The following is a 12,845-nucleotide window of genomic DNA, read 5'->3' as shown; positions in this document are numbered from 1 at the left end:
ATTGAAACATGGACGATCTCTTTGCTGAAGTGACGGACGCCCCGAACGGCGACACGCTCACGCTCGGCCACTACGCGGAACGCGCCTATCTCGACTACGCGGTGAGCGTGGTGAAGGGCCGCGCGCTGCCCGACGTCTGCGACGGCCAGAAGCCGGTGCAGCGGCGCATTCTCTTCGCGATGAACGAAATGGGTCTCGGCGACAACGCCAAGCCCGTGAAATCGGCGCGCGTGGTGGGCGACGTGCTCGGCAAGTACCACCCGCACGGCGACCAGTCGGCCTACGACGCGCTCGTGCGCCTCGCCCAGGACTTCTCGATGCGCTACCCGCTCATCGACGGCCAGGGCAATTTCGGCTCGCGCGACGGCGACGGCGCGGCGGCCATGCGCTACACCGAAGCGCGCTTGACGCCCATCGCGAAGCTCTTGCTCGACGAAATCGACATGGGCACCGTCGATTTCATGCCGAACTACGACGGCTCGTTCCAGGAGCCTAAGACGCTGCCCGCGCGCCTGCCCATGCTGCTGCTCAACGGCGCGTCGGGGATCGCGGTGGGTCTCGCAACCGAAATTCCTTCGCATAACCTGCGCGAAGTTGCGGCGGCGTCCGTGGCGATGATCCGCAATCCGAAGATCTCGCATGCGGAGCTCATGGAGAAAGTGCCGGGACCGGACTTCCCGGGCGGCGGCCAGATCATTTCGAGCGAGGCGGAAATCGCGGCGGCCTACGAGTCGGGCCGCGGTAGCCTCAAGGTGCGCGCGCGCTGGAAGATCGAGGACCTCGCGCGCGGCCAGTGGCAACTCGTGGTGACCGAGCTGCCGCCGAACACCTCGGGCCAGAAGGTGCTCGAAGAGATCGAAGAGCTCACCAACCCGAAGCTCAAGCTCGGCAAGAAGACGCTCACGCCCGAGCAGTTGCAGAACAAGCAGACCATGCTCGGCTTGCTCGACGCCGTGCGCGACGAGTCGGGCAAGGACGCGCCAGTGCGTCTCGTGTTCGAGCCGAAGACGAGCCGCATCGACCAGGCCGAGTTCGTCAATTCGTTGCTCGCGAACACGAGCCTCGAATCGAACGCCTCCTTGAATCTCGTGATGATCGGCTCGGATGGCCGTCCGCGTCAGAAGGGCATCAGCGAGATTCTGGGCGAGTGGATCGGTTTCCGTTTCGCCACCGTCACGCGCCGCACGCAGCATCGTCTCACCAAGGTCGACGACCGCATCCATATCCTCGAAGGGCGGATGATCGTCTTCCTCAATATCGACGAGGTCATCCGCATCATCCGCGAGTCGGACGAGCCCAAGAGCGCGCTGATGAGCGCGTTCGGGCTTTCCGAGCGCCAGGCCGAGGACATTCTTGAAATCCGTCTGCGTCAGTTGGCGCGGCTCGAGAAGATCAAGATCGAGAAGGAACTCGCGGAACTGCGCGAAGAGAAGGCGAAGCTCGAAGAACTGCTCGCGAACGACTCGTCGATGAAGCGGCTCATCGTGAAGGAAATCGAAGCCGACGCGAAACAATACGGCGACGATCGCCGCACGCTGATCCAGCAGGAAAAGCGTGCGAGCTTCGAAGCGCGCGTGGTGGACGAGCCGGTCACGGTCGTCGTCTCGCAGAAGGGCTGGGTGCGTGCGCTCAAGGGCCACGGGCTCGATACGCAAAGCTTCACGTTCAAGGCCGGCGACGGTCTCTATGCGGCGTTCCAGTGCCGCACGCCCGACACGCTCATCGCGTGGGGCAGCAATGGCCGCGTGTATTCCGTGTCGATTGCGAATCTGCCTGGCGGCCGCGGTGACGGTGTGCCGGTCACGTCGCTCATCGAACTCGAAGCGGGTACGCATCTGCTGCATTACTTCGCAGCGAATGCGGAACAGCAATTGCTGCTGGCGTCGAGCAACGGCTTTGGATTCATCGCGAAGATCGGCGACATGGTGAGCCGCGTGAAGGCAGGCAAGGCGTTCATGACGATCGACGAGGGCTGCGTGCCGCTCGCGCCGATGCCGATGCTGCCCGACGCGCTGCAGGTGGCGTGTCTTTCGTCGAGCGGTCGTTTGCTGGTGTTCGGCCTCGACGAAATGAAGACGCTCTCGGGCGGCGGGCGTGGCGTTACGCTCATGCAGCTCGACGACAACGAGAAGCTCGTGCAGGCGCTCGCGATCAGCGCGGCGGGCGTCGTGCTCGTGGGCACGGGCCGCGGCGGCAAGGCGGGTGAGGACCTGATGGCGGGCGCGGTGCTGTCGCCCCAGATCGGCAAGCGCGCACGCAAGGGCCGCGCGCCGGACTCGAAGCTCAAGGTCGTGACGGAGATGCGTCCGGTGTTGCCGCGGTAAAAGGGGCTTTGCATGGGGCCGGAGCGCTCTGCGTGGGACCGGAGTAAGCGCTGAAGCGCTAACTCCGGATCGCAAAGTGCTAAAGCACCAAGCGACACAAATCCGGCGCGAATCGCGGCGCGGCATGGAATAATGCCGCGCAAAGGCACGGGACGGGAGTGCGTTGCACTCACTCCCGTCGACATGCCGCCGATAATGACACGTTACGAGGGAATTCAAGCATGGGCCACGCGATCGCAGTCGCGCTCTTTCTGCATTTGCTGGGCGTCGCCGTCTGGGTGGGCGGCATGATCTTCGCGCACTTCTGTCTGCGCCCGGCGCTCGAGGACCTCTCGCCGCAGTTGCGCCTGCCGCTCATCGAATCGGTGTTCGGCCGCTTCTTCAACTGGGTGGGGGTCTCGGTGATCGTGATCCTGCTGACCGGCGGCTTCCTGCTCATGCAGTTCGGCGGCGAGCATGCCACCTGGCAACTGCATGCCATGGCGGGCCTGGGCGTGCTGATGATGCTGATCTTCGGCCACATCCGGTTCGCCGTGTTTCCGCGCATCCGCCGCGCCGTGCAGGCGCAGAAGTGGCCCGACGGCGCGCGCGCCGTGGGCACCGTGCGCCGCCTCGTCGTCATCAATCTCGTGCTGGGTATCGTGACGATCGGCGTTGCGGTGCTCGCACGCGGGTTCTAATCGTTTCTCCTGCAACGTTCGCGGCCGCGCCAGCGGTACTACAGGCGCTCCGCGAGCGCATGGCGCTGCATGCAGCGCTCCATCGCGTCGAAGAACGCTTCTTCGGCCGCATTGCGCTTGCGGTCGCGATGCCACAGCAAGTGGATATCGACATCCACGAGCCCTTCCTCCGGCGGCAGCCGCCACAGGCGCTGCCGCGCCAGATCGTCCCGCACCGTATGCTCGGGCAGGCAGCCAATGCCGTAGCCCGCAAAGATCAGCCGCCGCACCTCGTCGAGACTCGGTGACGACGCCACGATCCGCCCCGTGAAGCCGCGCTGGTCGCGAAACACCGTGAGCGGCGAAAGGCTGTCGCCAATCTGGTCGCTCGTGAAGGAGACGAAGTTCTCCGCGAGCAGGTCGTCCATCGTCAACTGCGAGAGCCCGAAGAGCCGGTGATGCCGGCCGCAGAACATCGCGTAGCGCTGGCGCAGAAAGCAGCGCATGTCCAGCTTGTCGATGGGCGTGCGGCACAGGCTCAAGCCTGCGGTCGCCGTTTTCTGCAGCAGCGACGAGATGATGTCCGACGAGCGCATCACTTCGATCTGCAGATCGATGCGCGGGTAGGCCGTGTGGAATTCCGCGAGAAATTCGTCGTACACGCGCGACTCGATGCGGCTCACCGTGAGCAGGCGGATCGAGCCGGTAATGTCGGCGGTGCGTTCGTCTAGCCCGGTTTCTAGCTGGGAAATCGTCCCGTAGATGTCGCTGGCAATGCGATAGACCTCCTCGCCGGCCTCGGTCGGCACGAACTGCGCGCCGCGGCGCTCGATCAGCTTGCGGCCGAGCGCGTCTTCGAGCCGCTTGAGCGCCTGGCTCACGGCCGGCTGCGTGACGTACAGGCGCGCGGCGGCGCGGCTCAGGCTGCGCTCCTGCATGATCGCGAGATAGGTGCGCAGCAGGTTCCAGTCGAGACGGTCGTTGAGAAAGCGGGTGGTGTCGGCGCGCATGGGCGGTCTCCCGGCGTGGTGGTGCGCCAAGGGTATTAGTTGAATTTATGCGCTGAATAATAACGCGAAATTTGACTAATGATTTGTGGCTGGCGATAAAGCGTGCATGCAACACAAATTCATCCCAAACGCGCCTGAAGGAGACCGACGCATGGCTAACCCGCAGTCCAGCACCCGGCAACCGGTGCGCGCCGCCGCCGCGGCGTTCATCGGCACGATGATCGAGTGGTACGACTTCTACATTTACGCCACGGCCGCCGCGCTCGTTTTCGGCGAACTGTATTTCCCTTCTGAAGACCGCTTCGTGAGCACGATGGCGTCGTTCGCGACCTTCGCCGTCGGGTTCTTCGCGCGCCCGCTCGGCGGCCTGATCTTCGGCCACCTCGGCGACCGCATCGGCCGCAAGAAAGCGCTCATGACCACGCTGATGATGATGGGCGTCGCGACCGTCTGCGTCGGCCTGCTGCCTTCGTATGCGAGCGTGGGGATGCTCGCACCGGTGCTGCTCGTGCTGCTGCGCGTGGTGCAGGGCATCGCCGTGGGTGGCGAGTGGGGCGGCGCGGTGCTGATGGCGGGCGAGCACGCGCCCGAAGGCCGCCGCACGTTCTTCGCCTCGTTCGCGCAGCTGGGTTCGCCTGCGGGCCTGATTCTCTCGCTGCTCGCGTTCCGCTCGGTCACGTCGCTCGACAAGGCGGACTTTCTCTCGTGGGGCTGGCGTCTGCCGTTTCTCGTTTCGGCGGTGCTGCTCGTGGTCGGCATCATGATCCGGCTCGGCGTGAACGAGTCGCCCGAGTTCGAGAAGCTCAAGGACCAGCGCCGCACGCTCAAGCTGCCCGTCGCCGAAGTGTTCCGCTCGTCGTGGGGTCTCGTGCTGCTGTGCATCGGCGCGAATACCATCGGCATTGCGGGCGTGTACTTCACCAACACGTTCATGATCGCCTACACCACGCAGTACGTCGGCATCACGCGCTCGCTCATTCTCGACTGTCTGTTCGCGGTCGCGATCATCCAGTTCCTCGTGCAGCCGCTCGCCGCCTGGCTCGCGGAGCGCATGGGCGGCGCGCGCTTTCTCAAGTGCGCGGCGCTCGCTGCGATGCTCTCGCCGTATCCGATGTTCGTGCTCGTGCAAAGCGGCAAGGTCGTGCCGATGGTGATCGGCATCGCGATCGCCGTGGTCTGCATGGCGAGCTTCTATTCGGTGATCGCAGGCTTCGTTTCCGGCGTGTTCCCCACGCGCGTGCGCTACTCCGCGATTTCGCTCTCTTACCAGGTGTGCGGCGCGATCGCGGGCGGCCTCACGCCGCTCGTCGGTACCTGGCTCGCGCATCGCTATGTGGGGCAGTGGTGGCCGCTCGCCGTGTTCTATACGTGCCTCGCGGGCGTCTCGCTGCTGTGCATCGTCGCGCTCGACGCGCGCCGCCACCAGCACGCGCATGACGAGGCGGCCGCCGCCGAGGCGCTGAGCACGCGCTGATGTTGTGCACGTGGAATGACTAGTTCGACTGAAATGGATGGACCGATGAAAGACCTTTTGCAGATCGACGGCCCGCGCCTGTGGGCGAGCCTCATGGAGATGGCGCGCATTGGCGCGACGGCGGGCGGCGGCGTGCGCCGCCTCGCGCTCACCGAGGAAGACCAGCGTGCCCGCGACCTGTTCGCACGCTGGTGCCGCGAGGCGGGCATGACGGTGTGGACCGACGAAGTGGGGAACCTGTTCGCACGCCGCGCAGGCGATGACGCGCAGGCCGCGCCGGTGCTGATGGGCAGCCATCTCGACACGCAGCCCGAAGGCGGCCGCTTCGACGGCGTCTACGGCGTACTCGCCGCGCTCGAAGTCGTGCGCGCGCTCAACGACGCGGGCGCACGCACCGTGAAGCCTATCGAGATCTGCTCGTGGACCAACGAGGAGGGCGCGCGCTTCACGCCGGCGATGCTGGGCTCGGCGGTGTTCGCGGGCGCGATGACGCTCGCGGACGCCCTGGCGCGCACGGACGCCGAAGGCGTGACGCTCGGCGCCGCGCTCGACGCGTGCGGCGCGCGCGGCACGCGTGCCGTGCAAGGCGTGGCCGTCGACGCCTACTTCGAAGCCCATATCGAGCAGGGTCCGATTCTGGAGGCGAACGGCACGACCATCGGCGTCGTGACGGGCGGCCAGGCGATCCGCTGGTTCGACGTGAACGTAACGGGCGTAGCCGCGCACGCGGGCACGACGCCGATGCGCTATCGCAAGGATGGGTGGTTCGGCGCGGCGCAGATGTCGCTCGAGATCGAACGCACGATGGCGCGCTACGCACCGCTCGGTCTGGTGACGATCGGCCAGGCGCAGATCGCGAACGCGTCGCGCAACACGATCGCGGCGAACCTGACGTTCACCGTCGATCTGCGCCATCCCGACGATGCGCAACTCGATGCGATGGAGCGCGACTTGCGCGCGCTATGCGCGGACGTGGCCGCACAGCGCGGCCTCGGCGTGCAGATCGCACATTGCTGGACGAGCCCCGCCACGCCGTTCGACGCGCAGTGCGTCGAACTGGTCGCGCGGGCAACGGCGCGCTTCGGTTATCCGCACGAGCGTATCGTGAGCGGGGCGGGCCACGACGCGATCCACCTCGCGCGCTACTGCCCGAGTGCGATGGTGTTCATTCCCTGCGTGGACGGTCTGTCGCACAACGAAGCCGAGGACGCCTTGCCGGAAGACGTCACCGCCGGCGCGAACGTGCTGCTCAACGCGGTCGCGGCGCGGGCGGGCGTGCGCCTGGCCGTTGCCGCCGACGCCGACGCGTAAAGGAAATAGAAGGAGAACTGAACGTGAAGACCTGGTTTCACCCCGATCAGCTGCTGCATCACCCGCGCGCTTATTTCTCGCGCGGCCAGTTGCGTGAGCCGCAGGAAGTGCCGCAGCGCGCGGAGCATCTCGTTGCCGCGGCGCGCTCGCTCGGCTTCGACGTGCAGGCGCCCGCCGACTTCGGCACCGCGCCCATCGCCGCCGTGCACGACATGAACTATTTGCGCTTTCTCGAGGAAGCGCACACCGAATGGAAGCGCGTGCCCGAAGATTGGGGCGAAGAGGTGATGTCGAACATCTACGTGCGCGAGCCGAATCCGCTGCGCGGCGTGCTCGCGCAGGCGGCGCGCTATCTCGCGGACGGCAGTTGCCCCATTGGCGCGCACACCTGGCGTGCGGCCTACTGGTCGGCGCAAAGCGCGCTGGCGGCCGCCGCGTGCGTGAACGAGGGCGCGCGCGAGTCGTACGCGCTTTCGCGTCCGCCCGGTCATCATGCGCGTGCGGACGCCGCGGGCGGCTTCTGCTATCTGAACAACGCGGCCATCGCGGCGCAGTCGCTGCGCAGCCGCTACGCGCGCGTGGCGATTCTCGACACCGACATGCACCACGGCCAGGGCGTCCAGGAGATCTTCTACGGCCGCAGCGACGTGCTCTACATTTCGATCCACGGCGATCCGACCAACTTCTATCCCGTGGTCGCGGGCTACGAGGACGAGCGCGGCAACGGTGCGGGCGAGGGCTACAACGTCAATCTGCCGATGCCGCATGGCGCGTCCGAAGCCGACTTCTTCGAGCGCGTGGAAGCGGCGCTGCGCGTGCTCGGGCGCTTCGAGCCGGACGCGCTCGTGCTGGCGCTCGGCTTCGACATCTACAAGGACGATCCGCAGTCGAAGGTCGCCGTGACCACCGGGGGCTTCGGCCGGCTCGGCACGGCGCTCGGCGCGCTCGGCCTGCCTTCGGTGATCGTGCAGGAAGGCGGCTATCACCTCGCAAGCCTCGAAGACAACGCGCGCGCGTTCTTCGGCGGTTTTACGGCAGCGCGCTGATCGGCGCGTGAACGCGCGCTTCAGGCCAGCAGCAGCCACGCCCCGCACGCGAGCCCTACTGTCGCGTAGACCGCGTAAGCAGGGAGCTTGAGCTTGCCGAAGCACATCGCCGAGAAAACGGCCGTGAGCAGATACGGCGGATGCAGCGGCACGTGCCGCGCGATGTGCCAGACGGCGATCGCGAGAAACGCGGTGGTCGCGGCGCGCAGCACGCGCATGGCGTGCTCGAAGCGCGGGTTCGCCTTCATGCGGTGCAGGTGCCGCCGCGCGAGCACGACGAGGCAGCCCGACGGCACGAACAGCGCGAGCGTGGCGACGAGCGCGCCGACCCAGCCATCGACGAGATAGCCGAAGAAGGGCACCACGTTCAGGAGCGGCCCGGGCGACAGCGGCGAGAGCGTGAACGCCAGCGTGAAGTCGTCGTTGGTGATGCCGACCGCGGGCGTGACGAACAGCGTTTTCAACACGGGCAGCGCCGAAAAGCCGCCACCGAACAGCGTCATGCCCGCGCCTGCGAGACGCGGCCAGAGCAGCGCCGAGTCGAGCCGATGCGGCAGCGGCAGCGCGAACACGACGATCAGCGCGGCAAGCGCGGCGAGCAACTGCAGGTCGCGCCGCGTCACGCGCAGTTCGAGCCGCTGCGAAGGCACAGGGCTCGCGAGCCAGCCCGCGGCAAATGCGGCGAGCAGAATTGCCACGTAGGCCGCGCCGCTCGCCGCGAGCGCGAGGGCCGCGCAGGCCGCGAGCGCCACGCCCCATTCGAGCGGGCCGCGCACGAGCGCACGCGTTTGCCGATACCAGGTCACGCCGATCAGCATGGCGAGCACCACGCTGAAATGGTCGAGCAGCGTGCGCGAGGCGACCGCATGCACGAGCGGCGTGCGGTAGAAAATGGCGAACAGCGTCATCAGCGCGAAGAAGGGCAGCACGCTCGCCACGCCCGCGACCCAGGCGCCCGCGCGCCCGCGCAGCGCGTGGCCGAGTTGCACCGCGACGTTGCAGCCCACCGGCCCCGGCACCATCCAGGCGAGCGCGACCAGATCCGAGAACGCCGTCTGCGTGAGCCGCGCTTCGCGCTCCACGTAGTGCTGTTCGAGTTGCGCCATGAGCGCGAGGCCGCCCCATGAGACCGCGGACACGGTCAGCACGACGCGAAAGAGCGTCAGCAGCGGTTCGTGATGGTTGCGGATTGGCGCCGCGATCGCTTCGTCGGTGCGGGTTTGCATGGCTGCATCATGCGTGCGGAGGTCCGTGCGGGTCTGTGCGCGAAGGCACGCCGTTCGCGCAACTCACTGGAAAACGCATGGACAATGCGCAACCTGCGCGCTGGCCTCGCGTCAGCGCGATTGCGGCGCGTCGCTCAGGCGCTCGTTGCGGCGATCTTCGCGTGCGGCTTGCGTGCCCGCCGGTTGCGTCGCGCTGCACACGCCGAAGCGTTCGATCAGCGCGGCCACGCCTTCCACGGGCACGGGGCGCGAGAACAGGAAGCCCTGCGCCTCGATCGGGCCGAGCGCGGAGAGCCACGCGATCTGCTCTTCGGTTTCGGTGCCCTCGACGACCACCGTGAGCCCGAGCGAGCGCGCGAGATTGACGATCGCCGAGACCATCACGCACACGCTGCGGTCCGCGGGAATGGCCTGCACGAACGAGCGGTCCACCTTGAGCGTGTCGACGGCGAAGCGGTTCAGGTAGGAGAGCGACGAATAGCCGGTGCCGAAGTCGTCGAGCGCGACGCGCACGCCAAGGCGCTTCAACGCGAAAATCTTCTCCGATACCAGCTCCGGGTACTCCATCATCGCGGTTTCGGTGATCTCGAGTTCGAGCCGGTGCGCGGCAATGCCGGTTTCTTCGATGGCGCGCGCCACGGTCTCGTACAGGTCGCCGCGCCAGAACTGCACCGCCGAGATGTTGATGGCGAGCGTGAGCGACTCGTAGCCCTGCTGCTGCCACTGCGCGAGCTGCGCGCACGCGGTGCGGATCACGAAGTCGCCTACCGGCACGATGAGGCCCGTGGATTCGGCCACGGGAATGAATTCGCCCGCAGGAATGAGCCCGTATTGCGGATGGTTCCAGCGCACGAGCGCCTCGAAGCCCGTGATGCAGCGCCGGCGCAGATCGATCTTCGGCTGGTAGGCGAGGAAGAGCTGGTCCTCGGCGAGCGCGACACGCAGCTGCTGCTCCCACTTCATCAGGTGGTCGGCGCGGTGGGCGAGCTGCGGCGAGTAGAAGCGAAAGCAGTTGCGCCCGGCCTCCTTGGCGGCGTACATCGCGAGGTCGGCCTTCTTGAGCAGATCGATTTCGCTTTCGTGCGCGACCGCGAAGAGCGCGATGCCAGTGCTCGCGTGCAGCACGAAGGCGCTGCCGCGCACGTCGAACGGATGCGTGAACGCGGCGTTGGTGGCTTCGGCGAGCGCGATGGCGCGTTTTTCGATGTCGTCGCCCTTGACGATCACCACGAACTCGTCGCCGCCGATGCGCGCGAGCGTGCCCGCGCCGCCCACGGCGTCGGCGAGGCGCGCGGCGCTCATCTGCAGCACGATGTCGCCGGCGTTGTGGCCGAGCGTGTCGTTGACCGTCTTGAAGTTGTCGAGGTCGATGAAGAGGATGGCGAGGCGCCCGAGGTTGCCCGGTTGCGAGACTTCATGGCGCAGACGCTGCAGCGTGGCGTAGCGGTTGGGCAGGCCTGTGAGCAGGTCGTACTGCACGAGCTGCGACATCTCGCGCTCGCGCCCGAGCAGCTTGCCGATCAGCCCTGTGGCCACGGCGAAGAACGAGAGCATGGCGAGCGAGATGAACGTCGCCATCATCAGGTAGACGTCGCGCGTGTGGTTGTAGTCGGCGAATTCCTCGGCCTGCGAGAGACCGACCAGCACGGCGAGCGGATAGCCATCGATATGGCGGTACGAAACGATGCGCGTGACGTGGTCGATCGGGTCGACGTAGGTGCCCGATACATGCTCGGAAATGGGATACACGCCGCTCGCGGAGAACGTGCCGTTCGCGCGCTCGGCGCTGCCCGTACGGCGCGCGAGCACGGCGCCGCTGTCCGAGATGACGGCGATCACGCCGTCGCGGCCGATCGCGGCGTTGTTGTAGAAGTCGCTCGTGAAGTAGCTCGGGTCTTCAGAGACCACCACCACGCCCGCGAACGAACCGTCCGGGTGATTGAGGCGGCGCGTCATCTGCAGAGTCCAGTGGCCGGACACGCGGCCGAGCACCGGCTTGCTGATATAGAGCTGGTCGTCGTTCTCGTGCTCGTGCACCTTGAAGTGTTCGCGGTCCGAGAGGTCGATGGGCTTGGGATTCGGGTCGGCCGTGTTGGCGACGAGCGTGCCGTGCTCGTCGATGATCGACACCTGCACGAGCGAGTCGCTCTGCACCACGCCCTTTTCGACCGTGCTCGCGAGATCGAAGCGGCCCGGCGACTTCTCGAACTCGTACTTCACGAAGCGCGTGATCTGGTCGACCTGATGGATCGCCTTGACGGTGTGCTGTTCGAGCGCCGCCGAGAGGATCGCCGCCGAGGCCGTAGCCTCGCGCAGGGTCGCTTCCTTCTCGACCGAGAGCCGCGTGAAGATGACCGCCCACAGCAGCACGAGCACCAGCACGCCGAGCAGCGGAATGGCGAGCAGCGCGCGCGGACGCGTGTATGCCGGGCCGGGCGCGTTGCGCAGACTCGAATCGTGCGAGAACGGACCCCGGTTGGTGCTCATCGCGGCCGCCGTAGGCGCGTGAGTTCACACCGCGGATGCGGCGGCGAGAACGGCAATGATGCGCTCGGTTGAGTCGGCGGCATGAATAACGGATGGCTGGGGAATACGCGCATTGCGCGCGAGCAATGCACGCCGGACGCGTCATGCGTCCGATGTTTCGATATTACTGGTTGGGGAATGATTAAGGAAGCTGTGGTCCCCCGGGTATACGCGAGGGTCGCCTCAACACGCACGCGATGCCCATGTGCGGTGCATAGGTGCGAGGCGGCGCATCGCGGTCGATGCACCTGGCATGAGGCGGGGTGCTGCTGCAGGCGCTTAGCCGAGCCGGCAGGTCCCGTCGACGACCGTCACCGAATGGCCGCCAATCCAGATCTGTTTTGCCGCATCGTCATATTCGACGCGCACGCGCCCGTCGCGCCCGAGCGCCGTGCCTTGACGCACGGTATAGCGCGCGCCCGGACGCCGGTTCTGCTGTTCGAGCAGCATGGCGATGGCGGCGTTCGCGCTGCCGGTGACGGGGTCTTCGCCCTTGCCCAGGCCGGTCATGAGGCAGCGGACTTCGAAGGTTGCGGGACCATCGGCCTCATGCGGGCCGTAGGCGGCCACGCCGTGTGCGCCTACGCTCGCGGCAACCGCTTCGATCGCTTCGTAGTCGACGTCGAGCGCGAGCACCGCTTGCGCCGACGCGACGCGCACGACGAGCCAGGGCGCGCCGTTGTCGACGCCGCAGGGCGCGGCCGTGAAGTCGATGGCGTCCGGGCGCAGCGCCGCGCGCAATGCGTCGAACTGCGCGGCGGCGAGCGGCGTCACGCGCGCGGGCGGCGCGGCGAAGGCCCATGCGCCGTTCTCTGCGGCGGCCAGATCGATGAGACCGGCGCCGCATTCCTGCACGAGGCGGCCGGGCGTCTTCGGCGTGCGGCCGCTTTCAAGGAACGCGTGCGCCGTGCCGAGCGTCGGATGGCCCGCGAAGGGCAGCTCGCCCTTGGTGGTGAAGATGCGCACGCGGTAGTCGGCGCGTGCGTCGGTGGGGGCGAGCAGGAAGCTGGTTTCCGAGAGGTTGGTCCAGCGCGCGATGGCCTGCATCTCATCGCCGCTCAAGCCTTCAGCGTCGAACACCACGGCGAGCGGGTTGCCCTTGAAGGGTACCGACGTGAAGACGTCGACCTGTTTGAAGCGGACGCTGGGGTAGGTCATGGCGGGACGATCGTGGAAGGGGGAGCGACGCAAGAGGCGCGCCAGGTTGCGCGAACGCACAACAGAAAAATGCGAACCAGTGCGCGGACCTCGATGCAGGTCCGCGCACCT

General features: G+C 66.9%; 9 protein-coding genes. 5 read left to right on the top strand and 4 right to left on the bottom strand.

Annotated features, from left to right (window positions below; translation table 11 throughout):
* Positions 1–8 precede the first annotated feature (8 nt).
* Together parC and A3CW_RS0123595 are read left to right on the top strand one after the other, a co-directional pair.
* The gene (gene parC, locus A3CW_RS0123600) at positions 9–2,324 is read left to right on the top strand and encodes a DNA topoisomerase IV subunit A (RefSeq protein WP_028205773.1); all 2,316 of its coding nucleotides are present in this window, start codon (positions 9–11) and stop codon (positions 2,322–2,324) included.
* 221 nt (positions 2,325–2,545) lie between these two features.
* Positions 2,546–3,004, top strand: coding sequence for a CopD family protein (locus tag A3CW_RS0123595; protein WP_028205772.1), 459 nt, complete (start codon positions 2,546–2,548; stop codon positions 3,002–3,004).
* 38 nt (positions 3,005–3,042) lie between these two features.
* On the opposite strand, the gene A3CW_RS0123590 is transcribed toward A3CW_RS0123595, so the two are convergent.
* Entirely contained in the window at positions 3,043–3,993 is a 951-nt protein-coding gene (locus A3CW_RS0123590) for a LysR family transcriptional regulator (RefSeq protein WP_028205771.1), read from the bottom strand.
* A 151-nt stretch (positions 3,994–4,144) separates the two neighbouring features.
* On the opposite strand from A3CW_RS0123590, the gene A3CW_RS0123585 reads away from it, so the two are divergent.
* Genes A3CW_RS0123585 through A3CW_RS0123575 form a run of 3 tightly spaced genes read left to right on the top strand, consistent with a single transcriptional unit; the run spans position 4,145 to position 7,824 of the window.
* Positions 4,145–5,467 (top strand): MFS transporter, encoded by a 1,323-nt coding sequence (locus A3CW_RS0123585; protein ID WP_028205770.1) that lies wholly within the window; start codon positions 4,145–4,147, stop codon positions 5,465–5,467.
* Between the two features lie 45 nt (positions 5,468–5,512).
* The gene (locus A3CW_RS0123580; protein ID WP_028205769.1) at positions 5,513–6,778 is read left to right on the top strand and encodes a Zn-dependent hydrolase; all 1,266 of its coding nucleotides are present in this window, start codon (positions 5,513–5,515) and stop codon (positions 6,776–6,778) included.
* Between the two features lie 23 nt (positions 6,779–6,801).
* Positions 6,802–7,824, top strand: a complete 1,023-nt coding sequence (locus A3CW_RS0123575) for a histone deacetylase family protein (RefSeq protein WP_028205768.1) — start codon at positions 6,802–6,804, stop codon at positions 7,822–7,824.
* A 20-nt stretch (positions 7,825–7,844) separates the two neighbouring features.
* Here the strand turns inward: A3CW_RS0123575 and A3CW_RS0123570 are convergent, their stop codons facing one another.
* From A3CW_RS0123570 to A3CW_RS0123560, 3 genes are all read right to left on the bottom strand, one after another.
* The gene (locus tag A3CW_RS0123570) at positions 7,845–9,050 is read right to left on the bottom strand and encodes a chromate transporter (protein ID WP_028205767.1); all 1,206 of its coding nucleotides are present in this window, start codon (positions 9,048–9,050) and stop codon (positions 7,845–7,847) included.
* A gap of 111 nt (positions 9,051–9,161) precedes the next feature.
* Positions 9,162–11,537, bottom strand: coding sequence for a bifunctional diguanylate cyclase/phosphodiesterase (locus A3CW_RS47325; protein WP_051481660.1), 2,376 nt, complete (start codon positions 11,535–11,537; stop codon positions 9,162–9,164).
* Between the two features lie 318 nt (positions 11,538–11,855).
* Entirely contained in the window at positions 11,856–12,734 is an 879-nt protein-coding gene (locus tag A3CW_RS0123560; protein ID WP_028205766.1) for a PhzF family phenazine biosynthesis protein, read from the bottom strand.
* Between the last annotated feature and the right edge of the window lie 111 nt (positions 12,735–12,845).

It is taken from the genome of Paraburkholderia nodosa DSM 21604 (genome assembly GCF_000519185.1).
Lineage (GTDB): Bacteria > Pseudomonadota > Gammaproteobacteria > Burkholderiales > Burkholderiaceae > Paraburkholderia > Paraburkholderia nodosa.
The sequence above is the reverse complement of the archived record's forward strand: the minus strand, read 5'-3'. Positions and strand labels throughout refer to the sequence as shown.

Excerpts from the sequence above, each read along its gene's own strand:
- A3CW_RS0123585 (WP_028205770.1), top strand. The coding sequence starts at position 4,145 with ATGGCTAACCCGCAGTCCAGCACCCGGCAACCGGTGCGCGCCGCCGCC.
- A3CW_RS0123595 (WP_028205772.1), top strand. The coding sequence starts at position 2,546 with ATGGGCCACGCGATCGCAGTCGCGCTCTTTCTGCATTTGCTGGGCGTC.
- A3CW_RS0123570 (WP_028205767.1), bottom strand. The coding sequence starts at position 9,050 with ATGCAAACCCGCACCGACGAAGCGATCGCGGCGCCAATCCGCAACCAT.
- A3CW_RS47325 (WP_051481660.1), bottom strand. The coding sequence starts at position 11,537 with ATGAGCACCAACCGGGGTCCGTTCTCGCACGATTCGAGTCTGCGCAAC.
- parC (WP_028205773.1), top strand. The coding sequence starts at position 9 with ATGGACGATCTCTTTGCTGAAGTGACGGACGCCCCGAACGGCGACACG.
- A3CW_RS0123580 (WP_028205769.1), top strand. The coding sequence starts at position 5,513 with ATGAAAGACCTTTTGCAGATCGACGGCCCGCGCCTGTGGGCGAGCCTC.
- A3CW_RS0123590 (WP_028205771.1), bottom strand. The coding sequence starts at position 3,993 with ATGCGCGCCGACACCACCCGCTTTCTCAACGACCGTCTCGACTGGAAC.
- A3CW_RS0123560 (WP_028205766.1), bottom strand. The coding sequence starts at position 12,734 with ATGACCTACCCCAGCGTCCGCTTCAAACAGGTCGACGTCTTCACGTCG.